This window comes from Streptomyces chattanoogensis (genome assembly GCF_001294335.1).
GTDB classification, from domain to species: domain Bacteria; phylum Actinomycetota; class Actinomycetes; order Streptomycetales; family Streptomycetaceae; genus Streptomyces; species Streptomyces chattanoogensis.
Genome location: NZ_LGKG01000135.1, coordinates 20491 through 44839 on the forward strand (window position 1 = coordinate 20491; position 24349 = coordinate 44839).

Here is a 24349-nt window from a genome sequence, read left to right on the forward strand (position 1 = left end):
AGTTCTTTGCAGTTCGCTGCAGATCGCCGCGGATCACTGGGATCGCTGCGGATCGGTTCACAACGGTGCGGATTGGCCCGGATCGGCCCGGTCCGTACGGATACTGCTGCGTGCCCTGATGAAGTGCATGACGACGTACGTGGCGTGCGCTTGCAGGATTCGGCGTCGGCGCGCGGTGCCGCCTCTGCGACGGCTGGGACGACCGCGCTCCGTTATCGGACAGTAATAGAGATCGCAGTCGTTTTCCAAGCCTTCCCGCGAAACCTTGTGCGCCGGACAGGAGATGTGACGTGGACTTTTCCCTCACCGGGCGCGTAAGTCGGGCGAATTGACCTGCCGTCACCAAACGATCTTCGGGCGATTGTGCGCCAGTTGTTATGCGCAGGGGTGCCCGACCCTTACGGAGCGTGAGAGCAGTAACGTCGGATCATGGTCGTCAACGTGGTCAACGTCGTCAACAGCGCGCAGACAGTGGCGGATCGGTACCGGGAATTCTCCTGGCAGCAGGCGCGGGGACGGTCCGACGCGCACGCGGAGTTGACCGCCCGGATCAGCCAGGACGCCGAATTCTGCGATCTGTTGTCGGGATCACTGCCGGCCGGGGACAAACAGCGACCGGAGCTCCTCCTGGCCGCCGTCCGCCATCTCGACGGCCCGCACGCCGAACTGGGACCGCGCAACGAAACGGCGTACGGACGCTGGCGCGAGTGGACGGTCCGGCATTGGGACGAGGTCCGTGCGGTGATCATGCGGCGCACCGGCCGGACGAACGAACCGGCCGGCTGCGCCGCGCTGCTGCCGCTGCTCGCCCGCCTGCCCCAGCCGCTCGCCCTGCTGGAGGTCGGGGCGTCGGCGGGGCTGCGCCTCCGGCCGGAGCTGTACCGGTACCGGTACGAGGCCGACGGCGCGGGCTCCGGGACGGAATGCGGGGCGCCCGGCAGCCCGGTGACGCTCACCTGCCGGACGAGCGCCGCCGGCCCCGGCCCCGTACCGCAGGCCCCCGCCCGCCTCCCCGAGATCGTCTGGCGCGCCGGCATCGACCTCGATCCGCTCGACCCGGCCGCCGAACGCGATGACCTCCGCTGGCTCCAGTCCCTCGTCTGGCCCGGCGAGGAGGACCGTGCGCAGCGGCTGACGGCCGCGGTCGACGCCGTACGGTCCCTGCCCCGCCCCCGGATCGTGCGCGGCGATCTCGTCGACGAGCTGCCCGCGCTGGCCGCCGAGGCGCCGCCCGGGGCGACGCTGGTCGTCTTCCACACAGGCGTCCTGGACTCCCTCCCGCTCGCCCGCCGCGAGCGGTTCGCCGCGCTCGTACGGTCGCTGCTCGCCGGGCGGAGCGGCCCCGGCCACTGGATCTCCCACGAGCACCACGGCGTCCTGCCCTGGATCACCGCCCCGGTGCACCGGACCCTGCGCCCCGAGGACGCCCCGCTGCTCACTCTCGCGCTGGACGAGCGTCCCCTCGCCCTCACCGGTCCGCACGGCGAGAGCCTGCACTGGCTCCCGGAATCCGGGCTGCCGCAGGACGGGCTCCCGCAGGACGGGACGGCCTGACCGTCTACTCCCCCAGCGGCCGCTGCACCGCCAGCAGCGCCATATCGTCCGCCTGCGGCCCGCCCGTGTGCCGGGCGACGTCCCGGACCAGATCGTCCAGGAGGGTGTCCGGCCCGGGGAATCGGCGGCCGCGCAGCCGGCTCGGTGCGTCGTAGAAGCAGCCGGCCCGGTCCCTGGCCTCGGTGACCCCGTCCGTGAACAGCAGCAGCAGCGAGCCGGCCGGGAAGAACGTCTCGTCCACCCGGTCCGGCCAGCCCGCGACCTCGCTCAGCCCCAGCGGCAGTGCGGGCGAGGCGGGGTTCAGTTCGCACAGGCCGCCGTCGGGACCGAGCAGCAGCGGGGCCGGGTGGCCGCGGTTGAGGATGCGCAGGACGGAGTGCGCGCCGGACGGGACCTCCGCCAGGACGGCCGTGGTGAAGCCCTCCATCTGGTCCAGTCCCTCGCGCCGCCCGCCCTCCCGCTGGAGCGCCCGCTCCAGGCGGCCCGCCACCGCCTCCAGCGTGGCCTCCTGTTCGGCCGCCTCCCGGAAGGCGCCGATGACGACCACCGCGGCCTCCACCGCCTCCAGCCCCTTGCCCCGTACGTCGCCGACGATCAGCCGGACGCCGTGCGGGGTGTCCTGCACCGCGTAGAGATCGCCGCCGATCCGGGCGCCGGCGTGCGCGGCCACATAGCGCGCGGCGACCGCGAGCCCGGCGATCCGGGCGGGCGGCGTGGGCAGCAGGGCGCGCTGGGCGGCCTCGGCGACGTTCCGCACGGAGGCGAGCCGGGCGTCGCTCAGCCGGAGGACCCGGTTGATGCCGAGCGCCAGGAAGGCGACCACCATGACGGTCAGGCCCTCGGTGGCCGACTGGGTGTTGTCCTGGGTGCTGTGGTACATGGCGATGAGCAACTCGCCCAGGAGCGCCGCGGCGACCGTGACGGCCGTGCCGGCGAAGGAGTAGAGGGGCGCCGCGACCAGGGGGGCGGCGGAGAAGAACGGTGCGGCGGTGTACTGAGGCGGCGTGACCACGTCGAACGCGATGCCCGCGGCTATCAGGACGGCGGGGAGCCAGCGGGCCGGGCGGCGGCCGAGCGGGGACATCCGGCCATGGCGCTCCTCCCGTTCGCCCGTACGGTTCCCGCCGCCTCGAAGCATCCGCACCGGCCTCTTCCCGCTGCCCAGGCTCTCGCCACCGCCGAGGCCTCCGACGTCCCAAGGGTTTCGGCTGCGGGCCCGGCCGGCGAATCGCCGTGGGCCGTACGGGTCACGGGCGGGGCGGGCGGGACGGGCGGCGCCCGGGAGCGCTATTCGCGAAAACGGATTCCCTTGACGGCGTTGTCGAAGACCGGCCGGTACTCGTGCCACTGTGCGTTCGGCGCGCAGAGGTAGACCACGTACTGCGTGCCGTCGGCGCCGGAGAACGCCAACTCGACCGCCCGGTACTCCCGCAGCGTGCCGTCGAACGTGAACTCCCAGTACCCCGCGGGCCGCCCCCGGAACGTCGTGGGGGCCATCCGCACCCGCTCGTAGTTCCGGTTGTCCCGGCGCGTCTGGGCCTCTTCGGTGTCATGCCAGTGCTGGACGGGATCGGACCCCGCGAACTCGACGACATTGACCCGCACGCCCACCCGTCCCGTCGGGTCCAGGTAGGCGATTTCACCGCTGGGCATGTCCTTGGGCCGCCAGCCGTCCGGTATGGGGACGGAGAAGCCCTGGCCGGCCTTCTTGAGGTGGTATCCGGCGGGCAGCGGTGGCGGCGGGGAAGGAGTGGGGCTCGAGGAGTGGCCGGAAGGTTTCGCCGCGGTCGGGCGGGCGACCTTCGGGGCGGTGCCGTCCTCGGGCCACAGCAGCACGCCGCCCGTGGCGGTGGCGGCGGCCGCCACCGCCGCGGCACACCACAGCGCCACCCGGCGGCCGCGCCCGCCCGCTCGTGCAGGGGCCGCGGGAGCCGCCGCACGTTCCGGCCGCGTGGGCAGATCGACGGACGCGGTCCCCGTCACGGCCACCTGGCCGAGAAGGCGTTCGGCCTCGTGCGCGTCCATGCGCCGGCCGGGTTCCTTCACCAGCAGGCCCTCGATCACCGAAGCCAGGTCCCCGGCCTCGCGCAGGGGTTCGTACGCGTCGACGGCGATGGCGTACGCCATCTCGATCGCGGTGTCGCGCTGGAACGGGTGGCGCCCCTCGACGGCCTGGTACAGCGTCGCTCCCAGCGACCACAGGTCACAGGCGGGGCCGGGCTCGGCGATCCCGGGCCGGAGGCGTTCCGGCGCGAGGTACTGGATCGACCCGACCAGCTCACCGGTCCTGGTCAGGGACGGCGTTCCGGACTCCACGGCGATCCCGAAGTCGGTGAGGACGATGCGGCCGTCGTGCCCGAGCAGGACATTGGCCGGTTTGACGTCCCGGTGCAGCACTCCGGCGTCGTGCGCGGCGCGCAGTGCGGCGGCCATGCTGCGGCCGATCCGGGCCGCCTCGCCGGGCGGCAGCGGGCCCTTCCGCTTCAGTACATCACTCAGCGTCACCGAGGGGATGTACTCCATGACGATGCACGGCAGGCCCTCGTCGTCGACGACGTCGTGCACCACGATCACGTGGGGATGGGCGATCCGGGCGGCGCTGCGGGCCTCCCGGCGGGTGCGCTCGTAGAGCGTCTGGATCTCGTCGTCCTGCAGATGCGGCGGGACGTGCAGCTTCTTCACGGCGACGTGCCGGCCGAGCAACTCGTCCTCGGCCCGCCACACGGTCCCCATGCCACCGCGTCCCACACGCTCTGCCAGCCGGTACCGGCCGGCTATGAGCCGCCCCAGATCGGACACTGTGAGACCTTCGCCTTCTCCGCACGCCTGAGCGGGCCTGAACATGCTGCGGGAGCACCATAGCTGCTGCAGATTGCATGGCCATGGCAGCGGATTCCGGGGGATGCGGCACGGCATTCCGGCCGGCGGGACGGGCCTCGGGGCGCGTGGGACAACTGCCGTAGCGGCTCAGCCTGTTCGCGGCGGACGGGGCCGGCCGCCCCGCTGGAAATGACGCAGCGCTCCCTCCGGCCTCGGCCGGGAGGAGCGCTGCATCGCAGGCGGGAGGGCGTTTCCCCGCCCCATGGCGGTGGGCCATCAGGGGCTCGAACCCTGAACCAATGGATTAAAAGTCCACTGCTCTGCCAATTGAGCTAATGGCCCGCACCGAGCAGCATAGCCCGAGCACACGCCACAGCCCGAAGCCATTAGCCATCGGGCTCCCCGATGTGCCGTCGGACAGGCCGCCCGGGACCCGGCGGCGGGCCGGCACCCCTCGCCGTCAGGCCCCCAACGCACAGGGCCCGTACGGCAGTTGACTGCCGTACGGGCCCTGTGGCGGATCAGCGGATCAGCGCTCAGCCGTTGCGCTTCCAGCGCGGCTTGTCCTCGCGGCGGCCGAAGGCCGGGGCGCCGGAGCCGCGGTGGTCGTCGCGGCGGCCGTACGGACGGTCGCCGCCACCGGAGCGGAAGCCGCCGCCGGACGGACGGCCGCCGGAGCGGTCGTCGCGGTTGAACGGGCGGTCGCCGCCACCGGAGCGGTAACCGCCGGAGGGGCGGCCACCGGAGCGGTCATCGCGGTTGAAGGAGCGGTTCGGACGGTCGCCGCCACCGGAGCGGAAGCCGCCGCCGGAACGGTCGTCGCGGCGCTCGAAGGAACGGCCACCGCGGTCGTCACGACGGTCACGGCCGAAACCGCCCCGGTCGTCACGGCGGTCGTCACGACGGTCGAAGGAACGGCCCGCACGGTCGTCGCGGCGAAGTTGCCCCGGTCGTCACGGCGTTCGTACGAGCGGCGCGGCGCCTCGTCCGACGTCGCCTGGGCCGGGATGGCGGCCTCGGGGGCCGCCTCCGTGTCCTCCGTGGCCGCGGCGGCCGCGGCGAGCGCCTCGGCCGGGTCCTCGCCGCGCTCGCGGGCGGCGCGGGCGGTCAGCCGGTCGGCCTCCTCGCGCAGCTCGGTGGCGCGGCGCTGCAGCCGCTCCAGCTCGCGGGTGAGCTCGGCCACCTCGCGCTCGGCCTGCTTCGCGGAGTTGTTGGCACCGTCGGCCTGGACCTCGGTGAGCGAACGCGCGCCGGTGATCTTGGCGACGTCCTCGTCGAAGGCGCCGGAGCCGCCGACGATGTGGCGCGAGGCGTCCACGCCCGCGTCCTCCATCAGGCGGAAGATCTGGCGGCGCTGGTGCGGCAGCGAGAGGGAGACGACCGTGCCGGACTGGCCGGCGCGGGCGGTACGGCCCGAGCGGTGCAGGTAGTCCTTGTGGTCGCCGGCCGGGTCGACGTTCAGGACCAGGTCGATGCCGTCGACGTGGATACCGCGGGCGGCGACGTCGGTGGCGACCAGCGCGTTGACGTAGCCGTCCTTGAAGTCCGCGAGGACGCGGGTGCGTGCGCCCTGGGTCATGCCGCCGTGCAGGGCGTCGGCCTTCACACCGGCGTCCACGAGCTGCTCGGCGATGCGGTCGGCGCCCAGCTGGGTGCGGACGAAGATGATGGTGCGGCCCTTGCGGGCGGCGATGGCGGCGGTGACCGGCGCCTTGTCCTTCGGCTTCACGACGAGGACGTGGTGGGTCATGGTCGTGACGTTGCCCTGGGCGCTGTCGACCTCGTGGCTGACCGGGTTGGTCAGGTAACGCTTGACCAGCGTGGAGATCTCGTTCTCCATCGTGGCCGAGAACAGCATCCGCTGGCCGCCGTCGGGCACCTGGTCGAGCAGCTCGGTGACCTCGGGCAGGAAGCCCAGGTCGGACATCTGGTCGGCCTCGTCGAGGACGGCTACCTGGACGTCTTCCAGGGAGCAGGCGCCGCGGTTGATGATGTCGCGCAGGCGGCCGGGGGTGGCGACGAGGATGTCGACGCCGCGCTCGAGGGCGTAGATCTGGTTGCCCATGGACGTACCGCCGCAGACGACCTTCATCTTCAGCCCGAGGACATCGCCGTACGGCTGGAGGGCGTCGGCGACCTGCATCGCCAGCTCACGGGTCGGGGTGAGGATGACGGCGCGCGGCTTCTTCTTCTCGGTGCGGCCGTCGGCCAGGCGGGCCAGGGTCGGCAGACCGAAGGAGAGGGTCTTGCCGGAGCCGGTGCGGCCGCGGCCGAGGATGTCCTTGCCGGCCAGGGCGTCCGGGATGGTGGCGGCCTGGATCGGGAAGGGGGTGGTGACGCCGTTCTGCGCGAGCTTGCGGACGACGCCCTCGGGCAGTCCGAGGTCGGCGAAGGTCACGGTGGGCTCGGTGTCGGCGTCGGTGTCGGTGTCGGCGTCGGCCTGGACCGTGACGTCGGTCACCTCGGGGGCCGTCTGCTCGTCCCGCTCGTCGATTGCGGGCATGACGGACTGCTCAGGGGAAATGGACATGCGAAATGCGAAACCTTCCGGAGTCTCGGCACGCGCCCAAACTCCGTGTGTTTCACACGACCGCCTCTATGCGGTCAGCCACGGCAAGGGAGAGAACGCGCCACGCGGCGCGCTTCTGTTCTGGCGCCGGGCAAATGGGATCAAACGATCTACCACCATACGCACCTTGCCCCCCGGAAGGCAAATGCCGTTCACGCCGCCCCCGGTTCCACCACCGTACGCGCCCCTCGCCCAGCCCTCACGCCTCGGGCCAGTCACCCGGCTCCAGCTGCGAATACATCGGCTGCGACGCCGAATGTGACCCCGATCCGGACACCGGCGCCGACGGCGTCAGACCGGAGGCCTGCGAGGGCTGCGGCGAGCCGCTCGGCGGCTGGGTGGGCTGCGCGGTGGGGGTGCTCGGGGCCGGCGAGGCCGGCGGGGTGGACGGCCGGTCGGTGCGCGAGGGCGCCGGATCCGGGGACCCGCCCCCGGGCGGGCTGCTGTGCCCGCCGCCCTGTTCCTCGCTGGGCACCGGGCCGGACGGCTCCGCCTGCCGGGGCGGCGCGCTCCGGTCGGGCGCCGTCGGCGTCGCGCCCGCCGAGGGATCCTCGTCATCCTTGCCGCCCGCGTGCCGGTGCCCGTGGCCCCGCACCGTCCGCCGCGGACCGTCGCCGCGGCCGTCCGCCGCCAGCCGGCCGGGGCGGGGCGGGGCGTCCTTCCCGTCACCGTGCTGCGCGGCGCTGCCCGACGGCTTCGGCGGCTCCGGATCGCTGACGCTCATACAGCCGGCCAGCGAGGCGGCCAGGGCCGTGACGGCCATCGCCGCGGCGGCGGCCCGGCCCAGCGGACGAGCGGCCGGGGACGGCGACGGGGACGCGCCGCCGGGAGAACCGGGAGCAAGGGGGGACGTATGGCCTGACGCGTTCGGGTGCACGGGCGGGACCTCCGGATCCGGGGCGCAGGGACGGCGGCGCGGGCTGTTACCTCAGCAACTCCCGGCCCCCGCCTGAGGACACGCGCCCCGCGCGGCCGATCGCCTCAGCCGTAGCCCAGCGCGTGCAGCCGCTCGTCGTCGATCCCGAAGTGGTGGGCCACCTCGTGAACGACTGTCACTTCCGTCTCGGCGACCACATCTTCGCGGGATTGGCACATCCGGAGTGTCGGCCCCCGGTAGATGGTGATCCGGTCCGGCAGCACGCCCGCGTACCACTCCCCGCGGTCGGTCAGCGGGGTGCCCTCGTACAGCCCCAGCAGCTCGGGGTCGTGGGCCGGGGGCTCGTCCTCGACGAAGACCGCCACGTTGTCCATCAGCCGGGTCAGCTCCGGCGGGATCCGGTCCAGCGCCTCGGCGACCAGTTCCTCGAACTCCTCGCGCGTCATTTCCAGCACACCGCCATTCTCCCCCGTATCTCCGCTCCCGTACGCCCCACGGACACACTCCCGGCGCGGCCCGCCCGGCACGGAACCGGAGCCGTCCGCTCCCCGATTGACGACCACCACTCCGGGGCATGCGCGACCAATGGACGGCTCAGCGCGCTCCCGGACACCGACCGCCGACAGCCCCGCACCCCTGATGGCCGACGTCGTCCAGCCGCCCCGGCCCCTCGCCCGCACCCTCGGCCTGATAGCCGTCACCGTCCTCGGCGCCTGGCTGGGGCTGCTCGTCCTCGGCACCGCCCGCACCCCCGTCGGCCCGATGGACACCAGCATGGCGCTGCGCCCTTCCCTGACGGGCGGCACCCGGATCGACGTCGCACCCCTGGGCGACCTGGAACTCCACAGCCACTACGCGCCCCTGCGGCTCGATGTCGACGTCGACCGGCTGGATCCGGTCCGCTCCCAAGAGCTGGTCGACCACCCCGAGCGGTTCGCCGGACTGGAGGCCGAGGTCACCCACGACGTCACCCGCGGCGCCATCGGCCTGGCCCTGCGCTCCTGCGCCGCCGTGACCTGCGGCGCCGCCGCGCTGAGCCTGGCCGTCCACCGCCGCCCGCGCCGCGCCCTGGCCGCCGGCGGCCTCGCCCTCACCCTGCTCACCGCCTCCGCGGCCACCGCGTACGCCACCTGGAACCCCAAGTCCGTCCTGGAGCCGAAGTTCTCCGGACTGCTCTCCTCGGCCCCCTCCGTGGTCGGCAACGCCCGCAGCATCGTCAGCGAATTCCACGTCTACCAGGAGGAGTTGGCCCGCCTGGTCACCAACGTCACCAAGCTGTACGACGCCGCCTCGACGCTCCCGGTGTACCAGCCGGACCCCACCACGCTCCGCGTCCTGCACGTCTCCGACATCCACCTCAACCCCGCCGGCTGGCGGATCATCGCCTCCCTGGTCGCCCAGTACCGGATCGACGTGATCATCGATACGGGCGACACCATGGACCACGGCTCGGCCGCCGAGAACCGCTTCCTGGACCCCGTCTCCACCCTCGGCGCACCGTACGTCTGGGTGCGCGGCAACCACGACTCGCGCACCACGCAGAAGTACCTGACCGGCCGCAAGCACGTCACCGTCCTGGACAACGGCAGGGTCACCCAGGTGGCCGGGGTGCGGATCGCGGGCGTCGGCGATCCGCAGTTCACGCCGGACCGGTCGGTGGTGGCGGCCGGCGACCCGGCGGAACGCACGGCCGGCGGGCGGCTCGCCGACGCACTGCGTACCCAACGGCTGGCCGGCACCCCCGTCGACATCGCACTGGCCCACAACCCCGTCGCCGCGACCGAGGCCGACGGACTGGTCCCGCTGGCACTGGCCGGGCACCTCCACCACCGCGAGCGCCTCACGCTCCCCCAGGGCACCCGACTGATGGTCGAGGGCTCCACGGGCGGCGGCGGGCTGCGCGCCGTCCAGAACACCAGGCCCGCGCCGGTCCAGGCATCGGTGCTCTACCTGGACCGCCGGACCAAGCGGCTGCAGGCCTGGGACGAGATCACCCTCGGCGGCCTGGGCCTGTCCCGTGCCGAGGTCAGCCGCCATCTCCCGCACGAGAACCGGCCCGGCGCCACCCCCGCGCCACGCCCGGCCGGCACCCCTTCCGACCACCCCCGGTAAACCGTTTTGGCGAACGGTCCTCCCATCCCATATGCTTCTCACGTCCCCGACGGCGCCGGTAACGACGCCAAGGTGGCCACCAGCCCTCATCGTCTAGTGGCCCAGGACGCCGCCCTTTCAAGGCGGTAGCACGGGTTCGAATCCCGTTGGGGGCACGCATTACCGTGTGTGAGAATGGTTTCGGCCGCTTTCGCACAATGCAAGGTCCTGTGGAGCAGTTTGGAGTGCTCGCCACCCTGTCAAGGTGGAGGCCGCGGGTTCAAATCCCGTCAGGACCGCTGCGGCTGGGTAGCTCAGTTGGTACGAGCGATCGCCTGAAAAGCGATAGGTCGCCGGTTCGACCCCGGCCCCAGCCACACCCTTTGAGAAGGCCCCGATTCACCGAATCGGGGCCTTCTGCTATGACTGCTCGGCGGTCGCCTCCTCCGTGGTCCGGTTCCCTCGCTGCCAGAAGGCCAGCCCGCCACCGGCGAAGACCGCCCCCCAGGCCACCAGGTGCGCCACCACCTTCGCCAGCCCGAAGCCCAGGTGCGGAGCGCCGAGGACCATCCAGACGGCGAGCGCGATCCCGGCGGCCATCAAGGCGACGCCCGCTATGCGTCCCAATCCCTTGTTCATGCGGTCATCGTCGCGTACGCGTTCGAGAGCGGGCCACTCCTTTGGCGTGGGCGGCGACGCCGGGCGCCCGCCGCGGCCGGGAAATGCCGCCACCCGGATGGCACACCGGGTCATACTCCGCATATCACTCACTTGTGCGCGGTGTGACGACGGCCTCCGCAAATGGTTCGCCACCCGATTCGGCTAGGTGAGATCCTGGGGGACGTATGTCCAGTCAGCCTGCCTCCGCCCTGCCCGACGGCACCGCTCCCGCCCTGCCTTCCTTGCTGGAGCGTCTTCCCGAGCTGATGCTCCGCGACCAGCAGCGGCTGGGGCGGCGGCTCGACGGTGCGCGCCGGATCCGTAAACCCGAGGCCCGCGCGGCCGTGCTCGGCGAGATCGCGGCCGGTATCGAGGAGGCGGAGCTGCGGGTCGCGCAGCGGCGCGCCGCGGTGCCGGAGGTCACGTATCCGGAAGAGCTGCCGGTCAGCCAGAAGAAGGACGAGATCCTCGCCGCGATACGTGACCACCAGGTCGTGATCGTCGCGGGCGAGACCGGCTCCGGGAAGACGACGCAGATCCCGAAGATCTGCATGGAGCTCGGCCGCGGCGTCCGGGGCCTGATCGGGCACACCCAGCCGCGTCGGCTCGCGGCCCGTACCGTCGCCGAGCGGGTGGCCGAGGAGCTGAAGACCCCGCTGGGCGAGGCGGTCGGCTGGAAGGTCCGCTTCACGGACCAGGTCGGCGGCGACACCCTCGTCAAGCTGATGACGGACGGCATTCTGCTCGCCGAGATCCAGACGGACCGCGAGCTGCGCCAGTACGACACGATCATCATCGACGAGGCGCACGAGCGCAGCCTCAACATCGACTTCATCCTCGGATATCTGGCGCAGCTGCTGCCCAAGCGGCCGGATCTGAAGGTGGTCATCACCTCCGCGACCATCGACCCGGAGCGCTTCTCGCGGCATTTCGGCGAGGCGCCGATCGTCGAGGTCTCCGGGCGTACGTATCCGGTCGAGGTGCGGTACCGCCCGCTGCTGGAGGAGGGCGGCCAGACCGCGGCCGATTTCAAGGACGCCGACCGCGACCAGATCACGGCGATCTGCGACGCGGTGGACGAGCTGCAGGCCGAGGGGCCGGGCGACATCCTGGTCTTTCTCTCCGGCGAGCGGGAGATCCGCGACACCGCGGACGCGCTGATCAAGAAGAACCTCCCACTGACCGAGGTGCTGCCGCTGTACGCCCGGCTGTCGCACGCCGAGCAGCACCGCGTGTTCCAGCGGCACACCGGGCGACGGATCGTGCTGGCCACGAACGTCGCCGAGACCTCGCTGACCGTTCCGGGCATCCGGTACGTCATCGACCCGGGCATGGCCCGGATCTCCCGCTACAGCTTCCGCACCAAGGTGCAGCGGCTGCCCATCGAACCGGTCTCGCAGGCCAGCGCCAATCAGCGCAAGGGCCGCTGCGGCCGCACCAGCGACGGCATCTGCATCCGGCTGTATTCCGAGGACGATTTCCTCGCCCGGCCGGAATTCACCGATGCGGAGATTCTCCGTACGAATCTGGCCTCCGTCATCCTGCAGATGACCGCGGCCGGCCTCGGCGATATCGAGAAATTCCCGTTCATCGATCCGCCGGACCGCCGCAACATCAAGGACGGCATCGATCTGCTGAGCGAGCTGGGCGCGCTCGACACGAAGCAGAAGGAGCCGAGGAAACAGCTCACCCCGCTCGGGCGCAAGCTGTCCCAGCTGCCGGTGGACCCGCGGCTGGCGCGGATGGTGCTGGAGGCGGACCGTAACGGCTGTGTCCGCGAGGTCATGGTCATCGCGGCGGCGCTGTCCATCCAGGACCCGCGCGAGCGGCCCTCGGACAAACAGCAGCAGGCCGATCAGCAGCACGCCCGCTTCAAGGACGAGACCAGCGACTTCCTGGCCTTCCTCAACCTCTGGCGCTATGTGCGCGAACAGCAGAAGACGCTGTCCTCGTCCGCCTTCCGCCGGATGTGCCGGACCGAATTCCTCAACTATCTCCGGATACGCGAGTGGCAGGACATCTACTCGCAGCTGCGTACGGTCGCCAAGTCCATGGGCATCCATCTGAGCGAGGAGGACGCGGCTCCCGACCGTATCCACAGCTCCCTGCTTTCCGGTTTGCTTTCGCATATCGGGCTGAAGGACACGGACGCCAAGAACGAATACCTGGGCGCCCGCAACGCCAAGTTCGCCGTCTTCCCCGGCTCCGCGCTCTTCAAGAAGCCACCGCGCTGGGTGATGTCCGCGGAGCTGGTCGAGACGTCCCGGCTGTGGGCGCGGGTGAACGCCAGGATCGAGCCCGAATGGGTCGAGCCGCTCGCCCAGCACCTGGTCAAACGCACCTACAGCGAGCCGCACTGGGAACAGAAGATGGCCGCGGTGATGGCGTACGAGCGGGTCACGCTCTACGGCGTCCCGCTCGTCGCCCAGCGCAAGGTCGCCTACGGGCGGATCGATCCGGAGACCTCGCGGGATCTGTTCATCCGCAATGCGCTGGTGGAGGGCGACTGGCGCACCCATCACCAGTTCTTCCATGACAACCGCAAACTCCTCGGCGAGGTCGAGGAGCTGGAGCACCGCGCCCGGCGCCGCGACATTCTCGTGGACGACGAAACGCTCTTCGACTTCTACGACCAGCGCATTCCGGAGGACATCGTCTCCGGCGCGCACTTCGATGCGTGGTGGAAGCAGAAGCGGCAGAACGAGCCGGAGCTGCTCAACTTCGAGCACTCGATGCTCATCAACGAATCCGCCGGGGCCGTCACCAAGGACGACTACCCGGATTCCTGGCGGCAGGGAAAGCTGAAGTTCAAGGTCACCTATCAGTTCGAGCCCGGCGCGGACGCGGACGGTGTGACCGTCCATATCCCTCTCCAGGTCCTCAACCAGGTCTCCTCGGAGGGCTTCGACTGGCAGATCCCGGGCCTGCGCGAGCAGCTGGTGACGGAGCTGATCCGGTCGCTGCCCAAGCCGATCCGCCGCAATTACGTGCCGGCGCCGAATTTCGCGGCCCGTTTCCTGGATTCCACGGTGCCGCTGCAGGGCGCCCTGACGGCCTCTCTGGCCGCGGGTCTCCAGCGGATGGTGGGCGTCCCCGTCGACGCCGCCGACTTCGACACCGGCAAGATCCCCGACCATCTCAAGATCACCTTCCGGGTGGTCGACGAACGGCGCCGCAAGCTCGCCGAGGCCAAGGACCTGGAGGCGCTGCGGCTGAAGCTCAAGCCGAAGACCCGGGCCGCCATCTCCAAGGCCTTCGAGCAGGCCGCCGAGCGTCCGGCCGGGGACCGCAAGGGTGTGAAGGGCGACGGCGCGGCGGCGCTGGCCGGCCTGGAGCAGCGCACGGGGCTGACGTCCTGGACGATCGGCGCGCTGCCGCGCACCTTCGAGACCCGGCGCGCGGGCCAGCCGCTGAAGGCGTACCCGGCACTGGTGGACGAGGGCAGCAGCGTCGCCGTACGGCTCTTCGACACCGAGGCCGAGCAGCTGGAGGCGATGTGGGCGGGCACCCGCCGCCTCATCCTGCTCAACGTCCCCTCCAACCCCGCCAAGTTCGCCCAGGGCAAGCTGAGCAATCAGCAGAAGCTGGCGCTGTCCCGTAATCCGCACGGCTCGATCGGGGCCCTCTTCGAGGACTGCGTGACGGCCGCGGCGGACCGGCTGATCGCGGCGCGGGGCGGCCCGGCGTGGGACGAGGAGTCCTTCCGCAAGCTGTTCGACGCGGTGCGGGCCGACCTGGTGGACGCCACCCTGAAGACCATTCAGCAGGCCCAGGAGGTGCTGGCCGCCTGGCAGGCGTGCGAGCGGCGTCTGAAGGACACGACGTTCCCCTCGCTGCTGCCGTCGCTGGCGGACATCAAGGAGCAGCTGGCGGCGCTGATCAAGCCGGGGTTCGTCACGGCGCACGGCGCCAAGCGGCTGCCGGATCTGATGCGCTATCTGGTGGCCGTCGACCGCCGTCTGACGCAGCTGCCCACCAACGCCGAACGGGACCGCACCCGGATGGCGAAGGTGAAGGAGATGCAGGACGAATACGCCTGGCTGCTGGAGCAGTTCCCCCAGGGGCGCCCGGTGCCGGCCGCGGCCCGGGAGATCCGCTGGATGATCGAGGAGCTGCGGGTCAGCTACTTCGCGCATGCGCTGGGGACCGCGTATCCGGTCTCGGACAAGCGCATCGTGAAGGCCGTGGACGCCGCCGTACCGCGGTGAGGGACCGCCACCGGCATCGAGTTCGACCGCACCCCCTGACCTGCTGTACAGTCTTGCTTCGCAGCCCGCCGCAAGCGGAAAGCACACGCAAGGTCCTGTGGAGCAGTTTGGAGTGCTCGCCACCCTGTCAAGGTGGAGGCCGCGGGTTCAAATCCCGTCAGGACCGCTTTTTTACGGCCCGCATCGGCATCCGATGCGGGCCGTAGTGCTTCCCGGCCCGGCCGCGCCCGCGGCGCAGATATCGCTCGGTGCCGTCCGTGCCGCCGGGCCCGTATCCCTCGAGGGTGCGGGCCCTTTCAACGGCCCCTGGCCGCGGCTTCGTACGGCCCCCGGCCCGCTCCGTGCCCCTCCGGCCGTCTTGACGGCGGCACGGGCCCCCGGTACTCACAGAGGAAGCTTGGGGCCGGGGAGGTGCGTGCGGATGACGACTGCAGCAAGGCACGAGACCAGGGCGCTGTTGCGCGCCCATCTGTCGGCCGCCACGAGGTATGGCCATCTGACGCGGCACTGCCCCGTCTGCCATCGGCTGCTGCGGCTCGTCATGGAGCCGCGCAGGGCCCGCCCGGGGGCCGCCGCGCCCGCGGAGCCCGCCGCCTCGTCGCCGGCCGTCCGCGGGCGGCCTGCGGCGGAGGACCAAAGTCCCGCCGGTCAGTGACCTAGGGCGGCTGCCCCACCGTCTTTGCGGTGGAAGGCTGTTGGGACGGCGAGCGGAAAGTCCAATACCCCAGCCGTCGCACCCGCTTCAAGAACCGTGGCGTGTGACGGGTGTCACCGAACAAGTTTCACCGGATGGGGAACTTACGCCCGCCCTACAACCAGTCAATTTAATATGTGCAATTGCACCACCCTCGGAAGGGGCCGAATCGAGAGCGTCAGGTCCACACGGAACGGCCCCTTCAGAGCGCCTGACGGCACCCTGGCAGCCACTGGAGGCGACGTCGGCGCCGGGGCGGCCCAGCCGCCATGAGCGGCCGGAGAACGGCCGAGGGGCGGCCGTACACAAAAAGATCGCGCTGGACCCGGCGGAGTCCAGCGCGATCGGTGACGTACCCAGATAGTGCGGGTGTGGGACCTGTTGGGGCAGGCGCCGCGTCGTATGAAGCTGTGGTGCTTAGGTGGAGCAGGTCGAGCAAAGTGGTGCGAAAAAGGCGTTCTCCGGGTTGGGGGCCCCGAAAAATGCCTGGTTATGCGGTTATTCAGGCCTCGCTGCGCTGCTGCGGGATACCCGCGAGCAGTGCGCGGACCTCAGCCTCGCGGTAACGCCGGTGCCCTCCGAGCGTGCGGATGGACGTGAGCTTGCCTGCCTTGGCCCAGCGGGTCACCGTCTTCGGGTCCACGCGGAACATCGTGGCAACCTCGGCGGGGGTAAGCAGCGGCTCGGCGTCAGGGGTGCGAGCGGTCATGAGCGGCCTCCTCGGGAGAACCGAACCATCACGGTTCTTTCCTCTAAATTCTGCACCTTGACCCGCGTTGCCCGAAATGGCGGACGCGGGCCGAGTCGGTTATAGGACGAACGGCTTGTCCTCGGCACTACAACTACACCATCTGTCCAGCCACGTCGGCCAAACCGATGGAATTGCCCTCTCAGGTGTTCAACCTCGGCGGAAGCCGATGGACCATGCCATAACGGACAGTCACTCGACCGTGACGATCAGTCACAACGTGATCAAGCGTCACAGTCCCCTCAAGGAGCGCAATACCGATCTATCCGCCCTTAGTTGGACGGAAGGAGCCCCAGTAAGGCTCCTTGTCCTATTTTGGCACGAGGGTACGTCTTGGAGGCAAGGCCCGAAGTCAGTGCTTTAGGTCACGCTTGCGCCAATCGCCCGGATCAGGACCTACGTCCCGCGCCTGCGGCTCTCAGCTGGAGAACTGGCGCTCGCGTACCGCACGCCACCGTTCCGAGAGCTTCTCGTAGGCGGCGCCGGCCCGCTCGCCGTCCCCGTCGCGCAGCGCCGCCAGTCCCTCCGCCACTTCCGCGGCGGAACGGTCCTCGGCGAGCTGCCCTTCGGGCACCGCGTGCACCAGGCCTCCGTAATCCAGCTCCACGAGAGAACGCGGGTGGAATTCTTCGAGCCAGCGCCCCACATCTACCAGGCCGTCGATCAGCGGACCCTCTTCCAACGAATTCCGCAGCGTACGGAGTCCGCGCGCGACCCGCCGTCTGGCCTGCACCATTGGCGTCCGGTAACGCAGCACGGGCCCTTCGTCACTCTTGGTGAACACCCGCTCGGCGTCGTCGAACAGCACGAACCAGCGCACCGGAACGTGCCATGTGGCGGCCCGGATCCAGGGCCGCGCATCCGGGTTGCGCTCGCGCCACCGCTCGTAGTCGGTGGCCGCCTGCAGGCGCACCACCGGGGGCAGCGCCGCATCCAGCACCGACGCCGGCAGCAGCTCCTCCAGCCCCTCCAGCGCCTGCCAGCCGCGCAGCCGGGTGCGCCACGGGCAGACACACACCACGTCGTCCACGACGGCGACGAAGGCATCGGCGCTCTCGTGGACCGGCACCGGTACGGGCGGCACCGGCAGCAGATCGGCCAGCGCCCGGCGCTGCTCGTCCTGCGCGGTGGGGAGCTCCTCGCGCCTGGCATAGCGCGCCCAGTGGGAGCGCTCCGGCTCGGGGAACGCTGCCAGCGGCTCGTAGACCCGCAGATATGCCATATACGGGACCCTCACCGACGACGCCACGGCCACGCCCGCTCCTTCACAGGGAAGTCCGTCCAGGTTCGTTCACGCTACGTTCCATGGTGTGCGTTGCGCTCAATGCGTTCACTGCGGTCGACGCGGCCAGGTGCGGTCAGTGGGGTGGGCGGGGCCAAGAGGAAGCCCGCCACCGGGAGTTGTCCGCCCCTGCCCGGCCCTGGATACGGCAAATCGTCGCATGCCCGTCCCCCGCGAGGGGGTGATCCCCGGTACCGGGCCGAACGGGGCCCTCCGCAGGTCTTACGCTGCTGTCAACCGGCCCTCCCCACCCGCAGGGGGGCGTCCTCCGCGACTATGGGAGTCACCACAGTGACCGACGTACGTCCCGCCTCCGTCAGCGTCGACGGCGGCGTTCTGCAGAGCCTGTTCCGATCGGAGCAGGGCGGCCATGAGCAGGTCGTTCTCTGCCAGGACCGCGGCAGCGGCCTCAAGGCCGTGATCGCCATCCACAGCACCGCCCTGGGCCCCGCCCTCGGTGGCACCCGCTTCCACGCGTACGCCTCCGAGGAGGAGGCCGTACAGGACGCGCTGAACCTTTCGCGCGGCATGTCGTACAAGAACGCCCTGGCCGGTCTCGACCACGGCGGCGGCAAGGCCGTGATCATCGGCGACCCCGATGTGATCAAGACCGAGGAACTCCTGCTCGCCTACGGCCGGTTCGTGGCCTCCCTCGGGGGCCGCTATGTCACCGCGTGCGATGTCGGTACGTACGTCGCCGATATGGACGTGGTCGCCCGGACGAACAAGTGGACCACCGGCCGCTCCCCCGAGAACGGCGGCGCCGGCGACTCCTCCGTACTGACCGCCTACGGCGTCTTCCAGGGCATGCGAGCCTCGGCCCAGCACCAGTGGGGCGATCCGACGCTGCGCGGCCGCAAGGTCGGCATCGCGGGCGTCGGCAAGGTGGGCCACCACCTGGTCGAGCACCTTCTCCAGGACGGCGCCGAGGTCGTGATCACCGATGTGCGTGCCGAGTCGGTGGAGCGGATCCTCACCCGGCACCCCCGGGTGACCGCCGTCGCGGACACCGGCGCGCTGATCCGCACCGAGGGCCTGGACGTGTACGCGCCGTGCGCCCTGGGCGGTGCGCTGGCCGACGACACCGTGCCCGCACTGACCGCCAAGGTGGTGTGCGGCGCGGCCAACAACCAGCTGGCGCACCCCGGCGTCGAGAAGGACCTGTCCGACCGCGGCATCCTCTACGCCCCCGACTACGTGGTGAACGCCGGCGGTGTCATCCAGGTGGCCGATGAGCTGCACGGATTCGACTTCGACCGGTGCAAGGCCAAGGCGGCGAAGATCTTCGACACCACGCTGGCGATATTCGCTCGGGCGAAGGCGGACGGCATTCCCCCGGCGGCGGCCGCCGACCGGCTGGCCGAGGCCCGGATGGCGGAGGCCAGGGAAGCCAAGGGGGCCGGGCAGGCCTGACCGGCCCGGGAGGAATCGAACAACGATCTCCTGGCCGAAAACATGCCCTTGCGCGGCCCGCCGCGGGAGGTTGGGGAGACATCCCTCACCACCCGTCGGCGGGTCGCCGTACAGGACAGGTTAAAATTGCAGTTGACCAGCGGGATAAGGGCGACCGCAGGTCATGCCGAGCGGTGGGTGATGCGGGCGACGTACCGTATGGCCGCGGAAGCAGGTACCGTTAAAGCTCTACGGGCCGGTCTCTCTGTCGAGAGCCCGCTCTGAATCATGAACGCGTGTCAAGACTCTGGGGCCACTGAGCCCCGTCATTGAGGGGGTCGACCCATGGGGCGCGGCCGGGCCAAGGCCAAGCAGACAAAGGTCGCCCGCCAGCTGAAGTACAGCAGCGGTGGGACGGATCTCTCACGACTGGCCGACGAGCTGGGAGCATCGCCGTCGAGCCAGCAGCCGCCGAACGGTGAGCCGTTCGAGGATGACGAGGACGACGACCCGTACGCCCAGTACGCGGATCGGTACAACGACGACGATGACGACGAGGACGAGGGCGGCTCCTCCGACCAGCGTCGTCGCGCCTGACGCCCTGCGCGCTCAGCGCGTATTCGGCACCGAAAAGCATCGAGAACCCGGTCCGGGGTGTTCCCCGGGGCCGGGTTCTGTGCTGCTCCGAGCCGGTGCGGTGATCGCGGCCGGTTGAGCCGTTGGGATGATCGCGCGGAAAGCCGAAGGGGCCGCCGGTGCGGCGGCCCCTCTGCTCTGCCCGCTCAGCTGGCGTAGTCGCCCGTCAGGGTCACGGCCTCGGCGTGCTCGCCGCGCTCGACGATCTCACCGCTGACCCAGGCGTCGACCCCGCGGTCCGCCAGCGTGGTCAGGGCGACCTCCACCGACTCCTGCGGGACCACGGCGATCATGCCGACGCCCATGTTCAGGGTCTTCTCCAGCTCCAGGCGCTCGACCGAGCCCGCCGTGCCGACCAGGTCGAAGACCGGGCCCGGGGTCCAGGTCGAACGGTCGACGGTCGCGTGCAGGCCGTCCGGGATGACCCGGGCGAGGTTGTTGGCGAGCCCGCCGCCGGTGACGTGCGAGAACGCATGCACCTCGGCCGTACGGGTCAGCGCCAGACAGTCCAGCGAGTAGATCTTGGTGGGCTCCAGCAGCTCCTCGCCGAGCGTGCGGCCGAACTCCGGAACGTCCTGGTCCAGGGCCATCCCGGCCCGGTCGAACAGCACATGGCGGACCAGCGAGTACCCGTTGGAGTGAAGTCCGGACGACGCCATCGCGATCACCGCGTCGCCCGTACGGATGCGATCCGCGCCCAGCACCCGGTCCGCCTCGACGACGCCCGTACCGGCGCCGGCCACATCGAACTCGTCCGTGCCCAGCAGCCCGGGGTGCTCCGCGGTCTCACCGCCGACCAGCGCGCAGCCGGCCAGGACGCAGCCCTCGGCGATGCCCTTGACGATCGCCGCGACCCGCTCCGGGTAGACCTTGCCGACGCAGATGTAGTCGGTCATGAACAGCGGCTCGGCGCCGCAGACGACCAGGTCGTCGACGACCATGCCGACCAGGTCGTGGCCGATGGTGTCGTAGACGCCCATCTTGCGGGCGATGTCGACCTTCGTGCCCACGCCGTCGGTGGCCGAGGCCAGCAGCGGGCGCTCGTACCGCTTGAGGGCGGACGCGTCGAAGAGGCCGGCGAAACCGCCGAGCCCGCCGACGACCTCGGGGCGGGTGGCCTTCTTCACCCACTCCTTCATCAGGTCCACGGCGCGGTCGCCGGCTTCGATGTCGACACCCGCGGCTGCATAGCTGGCACCGGAGGATTCAGCGGACATGGCTGAGAACTTTCGTGTCGTGGAGGGACGGGCGTGGAGGGCCGGCGTTACGGGCGGCGTAGCGCATCGGCGCCGCCGACCCCGGCCGTGAGCGTCTGGACGCCGTCCACATCAGACTTCGCCGGCGCCGCGGTCTCCGACTCCAGGAGGTGCTTGCCCAGCAGCTCCGGGTCGGGCAGCTCCATCGGGTACTCGCCGTCGAAGCAGGCGCGGCACAGATTCGGCTTGGCGATGGTGGTCGCCTCGATCATGCCGTCGATGGAGATGTACGCCAGCGAGTCCGCTCCCAGCGACTTGCCGATCTCCTCGACCGACAGCCCGTTGGCGATCAGCTCCGCGCGGGTGGCGAAGTCGATGCCGAAGAAGCAGGGCCACTTGATCGGCGGGGACGAGATGCGGATGTGAACCTCGGCGGCACCGGCCTCGCGCAGCATCCGCACCAGCGCGCGCTGGGTGTTGCCGCGGACGATCGAGTCGTCGACGACCACCAGGCGCTTGCCGCGGATGACTTCCTTGAGCGGGTTGAGCTTGAGGCGGATGCCGAGCTGGCGGATGGTCTGCGAGGGCTGGATGAAGGTCCGGCCGACGTAGGAGTTCTTGACCAGGCCGGAGCCGTACGGGATGCCGCTGGCCTCTGCGTAGCCGACCGCGGCGGGCGTGCCGGACTCCGGCGTCGCTATCACCAGGTCGGCGTCGGCGGGCGCCTCGGCGGCCAGCTTGCGGCCCATCTCCACCCGGGAGAGGTACACGTTGCGGCCGGCGATGTCGGTGTCCGGACGGGCGAGGTAGACGTACTCGAAGACACAGCCCTTGGGACGGGCCTCGGCGAAGCGGCTGGTGCGCAGCCCGTCCTCGTCGATGGCGACCAGCTCGCCGGGCTCGATCTCCCGGATGAAGCTGGCGCCGCAGATGTCGAGGGCGGCGGTCTCGGAGGCGACCACCCAGCCGCGCTCCAGGCGGCCGAGGACCAGCGGGCGGATGCCCTGCGGGTCGCGGGCGGCGTAGAGCGTGTGCTCGTCCATGAAGCAGAGCGAGAAGGCGCCCTTGACCTTGGGGAGCACGCGGGGCGCGGCTTCCTCCACGGTCAGCGGCTTGCCGTCCTCGTCGACCTGGCCGGCCAGCAGGGCGGTCACCAGGTCGGTGTCGTTGGTGGCCGCGACCTGGGTCGCCCGGCCGCCCTCGCGGGGCAGCGCGGCGACCAGAGCCGCCAGCTCGGCGGTGTTGACCAGGTTGCCGTTGTGGCCGAGCGCGATCGAGCCGTGCGCGGTGGCACGGAACGTCGGCTGGGCGTTCTCCCACACCGAGGCACCGGTGGTGGAGTAGCGGGCATGGCCCACGGCGATATGGCCCTGGAGGGAGCCGAGGGAGGTCTCGTCGAAGACCTGGGAGACCAGGCCCATGTCCTTGAAGACGAGGATCTGGGAGCCGTTGCTCACCGCGATGCCCGCGGACTCCTGTCCACGGTGCTGCAGCGCATACAGCCCGAAATAGGTGAGTTTGGCGACCTCTTCACCCGGAGCCCAGACACCGAAGACGCCGCAAGCGTCCTGGGGGCCCTTCTCGCCGGGGAGCAGGTCGTGGCTGAGTCGTCCGTCACCACGTGGCACGTCCCCGAGTCTAGGGCAGGTCGCGGATTCATCCGAACCGGGGATGGTCCCGAACCTGGATGAGTGCATGAACGCAGCGTTAAGCGTGCTTGACGCAGTCACGCGATCACGGCCAGGATTTCTGCCCATGCAGACCCCGCAGCCCTTGGCGCACCTGGTGTGTCACCGGGCGCCCCGCCTCCCGCGGCCCCTGGTACGGCGCCGCCACGTCGACCTCGGTCGCGTCGCCAGCGCCATCTGTCGCTGCGCATCTGCCGCGTAGCGGCGGGTAGCGACGGCCCCTCTCGGGCGCTTCCGCCGACCCCTCTGAGCTGCGCCTTCTCTCACCTTTACCGACTCACCCGGTATGACGCGTTCCTTCGCTATGCGGCTTGCGTCGCATATGACCTCGCCCTGCCCCTGTGAGATACGCGACGCCCCTTCGCCGACCGCCGTCCCGGGAGGCCGACGCGCCGCATCACGGCCCGATCCGACCTCTTCTGGAGCCGCACCGATGTCTTCCGTCGACCCCGCCCACCTCGACCACCCCGCCCGTCCCTCCCTCTCACGCCGCACCTTCGGAAGCCTGGCCGGCGGCGTGGGTGCCGCGGCCGCCGTCGGCGGGCTCGGCACCGTGGCGGCCGCGCCGGGCGCCGCGGCCGCCGAGGCGCCCGAGTTCCGCGAGCGCGCGTTCCGGGCCGCCCCCGGCCGCCGCTCGCGCCGCCCCAACATCCTCTTCATCCTGGGCGACGACCTGGGCTCGGCCGATCTCTCCTCGTACGGGTCACCGGACATCCGCACCCCCCACCTCGACCGGCTGGCCCGCCAGGGCGTCCGCTTCACCCACGCCTACGCGGGCTCCGCGACCTGCTCCCCCACCCGCTTCTCCCTCTACACCGGCCGCTACCCGGGCCGCACCCAGGGCGGGCTGGCCGAGCCCATCGCCGACAGAAGCGTGGGGCTGGACCCGAACCACCCCACCCTCGCCTCCCTGCTGCGCGATGCGGGCTATGCGACGGCGCTGATCGGCAAGTGGCACTGCGGCTATCTGCCGGACTACAGCCCCACCAAGTCGGGCTGGGACACCTTCTTCGGGAACTTCGGCGGGGCGCTGGAGTACTACTCGAAGCTGGGCCTGGCCGGCGAGTACGACCTGTACGAAGGCGACGCCGAGTACAAGGACCTGCGCTATTACACCCGGATCATCACCGAGCGGGCGGTCGAGTACGTCGCGCGCGACCACGACCGGCCCTGGCTGCTCAATCTGAACTTCACCACTCCGCACTGGCCGTGGATCGCGGACGGCGACACCGAGGAGAGCGCGAAGATCGTCCGCCGGATCAAGGCGGGCGAACCGCGTGCGCTGTTCCATGACGACGGCGGGTCGCTGGCGAAGTACAAGGAGATGGTCGAGGACCTGGACCACTCGATCGGCGAGGTGCTGGCCGCCCTCGAGCGGTCCGGCCAGGAGGAGGACACCCTGGTCTTCTTCGCCAGCGACAACGGCGGCGAGCGCTGGTCGTACAACTGGCCGCTGTCCGGGAACAAGGCCTCGCTCCAGGAGGGCGGCATCCGGGTGCCGACGATCGTGCGCTGGCCGGCCCGGCTCGACGGAGGGCAGGTCAGCCATGAGCCGGTGTTCACCCCGGACTGGACGGCGACCCTGCTGGAGATCGCGGGGACCCGCCCGCATCGCGCGTACCCGCTGGACGGCAGGAGCCTGGCGGGCCATCTGCTGCGCGGGGAGCGGCTCGCGGAGCGCGATCTGTTCTGGCGGGTACGCGGCGAACGGGCGCTGCGCCGCGGCGACTGGAAGTACTACCGGGGCAAGGACGGCAAGGACCGGCTCTTCGACCTGGCGGACGATCCCCGCGAACAGGCCGACAAGGCGGTGGACGAGCAGCAGCTGCTGGGGCGGCTGCGGCGGGCGTGGGAAGCGGTGGACGCGGACCTGCTGCCGTATCCGAAGCCGAAGGGATGAGCCGAGGGCGGGCGCGCCACCGGGCGGGCCCGCC

General features: G+C 70.9%; 18 protein-coding genes, 5 tRNA genes and 1 pseudogene. 13 read left to right on the forward strand and 11 right to left on the reverse strand.

All coding sequences use genetic code 11. The features are described 5' to 3' along the window. Nucleotides 1-429 precede the first annotated feature (429 nt). Nucleotides 430-1554: a DUF2332 domain-containing protein gene (locus ADL29_RS16500; RefSeq protein ID WP_053924406.1), complete on the forward strand. Its 1125-nt coding sequence runs from the start codon at nt 430-432 to the stop codon at nt 1552-1554. A 4-nt stretch (nt 1555-1558) separates the two neighbouring features. Here ADL29_RS16500 and ADL29_RS16505 read toward each other — a convergent pair whose 3' ends face one another. From ADL29_RS16505 to ADL29_RS16530, 6 genes and pseudogenes are all read right to left on the reverse strand, one after another. Then, the gene (locus ADL29_RS16505; RefSeq protein WP_053924494.1) at nt 1559-2692 is read right to left on the reverse strand and encodes a PP2C family protein-serine/threonine phosphatase; all 1134 of its coding nucleotides are present in this window, start codon (nt 2690-2692) and stop codon (nt 1559-1561) included. A gap of 149 nt (nt 2693-2841) precedes the next feature. Continuing rightward, nucleotides 2842-4353: a serine/threonine-protein kinase gene (locus ADL29_RS16510; protein WP_053924407.1), complete on the reverse strand. Its 1512-nt coding sequence runs from the start codon at nt 4351-4353 to the stop codon at nt 2842-2844. A 290-nt stretch (nt 4354-4643) separates the two neighbouring features. Continuing rightward, nucleotides 4644-4716, reverse strand: a tRNA-Lys gene (locus ADL29_RS16515). A 194-nt stretch (nt 4717-4910) separates the two neighbouring features. Further along, nucleotides 4911-6904: pseudogene (locus ADL29_RS16520) on the reverse strand (DEAD/DEAH box helicase). A gap of 238 nt (nt 6905-7142) precedes the next feature. Then, on the reverse strand, nt 7143-7820 hold the full coding sequence (locus ADL29_RS42685; protein WP_211274332.1) for a hypothetical protein: 678 nt from the start codon (nt 7818-7820) through the stop codon (nt 7143-7145). A 104-nt stretch (nt 7821-7924) separates the two neighbouring features. Further along, on the reverse strand, nt 7925-8275 hold the full coding sequence (locus ADL29_RS16530; protein ID WP_053924408.1) for a metallopeptidase family protein: 351 nt from the start codon (nt 8273-8275) through the stop codon (nt 7925-7927). 130 nt (nt 8276-8405) lie between these two features. Between ADL29_RS16530 and ADL29_RS16535 the strand changes: the two genes are divergently transcribed. The 4 genes from ADL29_RS16535 (at nt 8406) to ADL29_RS16550 (ending at nt 10288) form a co-directional block, all read left to right on the forward strand. Next, complete coding sequence (locus ADL29_RS16535; protein ID WP_053924409.1) at nt 8406-9932, forward strand: metallophosphoesterase family protein; 1527 nt, start codon at nt 8406-8408, stop codon at nt 9930-9932. Between the two features lie 82 nt (nt 9933-10014). Then, a tRNA-Glu gene (locus tag ADL29_RS16540) sits at nt 10015-10087 on the forward strand. Nucleotides 10088-10135: 48 nt separating this feature from the next. Next, nucleotides 10136-10210 (forward strand) — tRNA-Asp (locus ADL29_RS16545). A gap of 4 nt (nt 10211-10214) precedes the next feature. Further along, nucleotides 10215-10288, forward strand: a tRNA-Phe gene (locus ADL29_RS16550). A 43-nt stretch (nt 10289-10331) separates the two neighbouring features. Here the strand turns inward: ADL29_RS16550 and ADL29_RS16555 are convergent. Next, entirely contained in the window at nt 10332-10550 is a 219-nt protein-coding gene (locus ADL29_RS16555; protein ID WP_157878505.1) for a hypothetical protein, read from the reverse strand. A gap of 206 nt (nt 10551-10756) precedes the next feature. Here ADL29_RS16555 and hrpA point away from each other — a divergent pair, with 206 nt between their 5' ends. The 3 genes from hrpA (at nt 10757) to ADL29_RS16570 (ending at nt 15434) form a co-directional block, all read left to right on the forward strand. After that, nucleotides 10757-14779 (forward strand): ATP-dependent RNA helicase HrpA, encoded by a 4023-nt coding sequence (gene hrpA, locus ADL29_RS16560; RefSeq protein WP_053924411.1) that lies wholly within the window; start codon nt 10757-10759, stop codon nt 14777-14779. A gap of 91 nt (nt 14780-14870) precedes the next feature. Then, nucleotides 14871-14945: transfer RNA gene (locus tag ADL29_RS16565), tRNA-Asp, on the forward strand. A gap of 255 nt (nt 14946-15200) precedes the next feature. Continuing rightward, complete coding sequence (locus tag ADL29_RS16570) at nt 15201-15434, forward strand: DUF6274 family protein (RefSeq protein ID WP_053924412.1); 234 nt, start codon at nt 15201-15203, stop codon at nt 15432-15434. Between the two features lie 541 nt (nt 15435-15975). On the opposite strand, the gene bldC is transcribed toward ADL29_RS16570, so the two are convergent. Both bldC and ADL29_RS16580 read right to left on the reverse strand, forming a co-directional pair. Continuing rightward, on the reverse strand, nt 15976-16182 hold the full coding sequence (gene bldC / locus ADL29_RS16575) for a developmental transcriptional regulator BldC (protein ID WP_003949541.1): 207 nt from the start codon (nt 16180-16182) through the stop codon (nt 15976-15978). Nucleotides 16183-16639: 457 nt separating this feature from the next. Beyond that, nucleotides 16640-17476 carry a DUF8083 family protein gene (locus tag ADL29_RS16580; RefSeq protein ID WP_053924413.1) on the reverse strand — a complete coding sequence of 279 codons (837 nt, stop codon included), beginning with the start codon at nt 17474-17476 and terminating at the stop codon, nt 16640-16642. A gap of 303 nt (nt 17477-17779) precedes the next feature. On the opposite strand from ADL29_RS16580, the gene ADL29_RS16585 reads away from it, so the two are divergent. Further along, complete coding sequence (locus ADL29_RS16585) at nt 17780-18916, forward strand: Leu/Phe/Val dehydrogenase (RefSeq protein WP_107094995.1); 1137 nt, start codon at nt 17780-17782, stop codon at nt 18914-18916. 324 nt (nt 18917-19240) lie between these two features. After that, nucleotides 19241-19492: a DUF3073 domain-containing protein gene (locus ADL29_RS16590; RefSeq protein ID WP_046927295.1), complete on the forward strand. Its 252-nt coding sequence runs from the start codon at nt 19241-19243 to the stop codon at nt 19490-19492. Nucleotides 19493-19677: 185 nt separating this feature from the next. Here the strand turns inward: ADL29_RS16590 and purM are convergent, their stop codons facing one another. Next, on the reverse strand, nt 19678-20748 hold the full coding sequence (gene purM, locus ADL29_RS16595; RefSeq protein WP_053924415.1) for a phosphoribosylformylglycinamidine cyclo-ligase: 1071 nt from the start codon (nt 20746-20748) through the stop codon (nt 19678-19680). A gap of 47 nt (nt 20749-20795) precedes the next feature. Then, a complete protein-coding gene (gene purF, locus ADL29_RS16600; RefSeq protein ID WP_053924416.1) occupies nt 20796-22355 on the reverse strand; it encodes an amidophosphoribosyltransferase in 1560 nt (519 codons plus the stop codon). A gap of 43 nt (nt 22356-22398) precedes the next feature. Between purF and ADL29_RS46600 the strand changes: the two genes are divergently transcribed. The 3 genes from ADL29_RS46600 (at nt 22399) to ADL29_RS16605 (ending at nt 24315) form a co-directional block, all read left to right on the forward strand. Next, nucleotides 22399-22617: a putative leader peptide gene (locus ADL29_RS46600; protein WP_425424251.1), complete on the forward strand. Its 219-nt coding sequence runs from the start codon at nt 22399-22401 to the stop codon at nt 22615-22617. Beyond that, the gene (locus tag ADL29_RS46605) at nt 22515-22760 is read left to right on the forward strand and encodes a hypothetical protein (RefSeq protein WP_157878506.1); all 246 of its coding nucleotides are present in this window, start codon (nt 22515-22517) and stop codon (nt 22758-22760) included. The genes ADL29_RS46600 and ADL29_RS46605 overlap by 103 nt, the downstream gene beginning before the upstream one ends. 88 nt (nt 22761-22848) lie before the next feature. After that, entirely contained in the window at nt 22849-24315 is a 1467-nt protein-coding gene (locus ADL29_RS16605) for a sulfatase family protein (RefSeq protein ID WP_053924417.1), read from the forward strand. The last annotated feature ends 34 nt before the right edge of the window (nt 24316-24349 follow it).

What these genes read in the sequence shown, in the direction of transcription:
- ADL29_RS16500 (WP_053924406.1), top strand. Translation starts at nt 430, where the DNA reads ATGGTCGTCAACGTGGTCAACGTCGTCAACAGCGCGCAGACAGTGGCG.
- ADL29_RS16505 (WP_053924494.1), bottom strand. Translation starts at nt 2,692, where the DNA reads ATGCTTCGAGGCGGCGGGAACCGTACGGGCGAACGGGAGGAGCGCCAT.
- ADL29_RS16535 (WP_053924409.1), top strand. Translation starts at nt 8,406, where the DNA reads ATGGACGGCTCAGCGCGCTCCCGGACACCGACCGCCGACAGCCCCGCA.
- ADL29_RS16555 (WP_157878505.1), bottom strand. Translation starts at nt 10,550, where the DNA reads ATGAACAAGGGATTGGGACGCATAGCGGGCGTCGCCTTGATGGCCGCC.
- hrpA (WP_053924411.1), top strand. Translation starts at nt 10,757, where the DNA reads ATGTCCAGTCAGCCTGCCTCCGCCCTGCCCGACGGCACCGCTCCCGCC.
- ADL29_RS16570 (WP_053924412.1), top strand. Translation starts at nt 15,201, where the DNA reads ATGACGACTGCAGCAAGGCACGAGACCAGGGCGCTGTTGCGCGCCCAT.
- bldC (WP_003949541.1), bottom strand. Translation starts at nt 16,182, where the DNA reads ATGACCGCTCGCACCCCTGACGCCGAGCCGCTGCTTACCCCCGCCGAG.
- ADL29_RS16585 (WP_107094995.1), top strand. Translation starts at nt 17,780, where the DNA reads ATGGGAGTCACCACAGTGACCGACGTACGTCCCGCCTCCGTCAGCGTC.
- ADL29_RS16590 (WP_046927295.1), top strand. Translation starts at nt 19,241, where the DNA reads ATGGGGCGCGGCCGGGCCAAGGCCAAGCAGACAAAGGTCGCCCGCCAG.
- purM (WP_053924415.1), bottom strand. Translation starts at nt 20,748, where the DNA reads ATGTCCGCTGAATCCTCCGGTGCCAGCTATGCAGCCGCGGGTGTCGAC.
- ADL29_RS46600 (WP_425424251.1), top strand. Translation starts at nt 22,399, where the DNA reads ATGGTCCCGAACCTGGATGAGTGCATGAACGCAGCGTTAAGCGTGCTT.
- ADL29_RS16605 (WP_053924417.1), top strand. Translation starts at nt 22,849, where the DNA reads ATGTCTTCCGTCGACCCCGCCCACCTCGACCACCCCGCCCGTCCCTCC.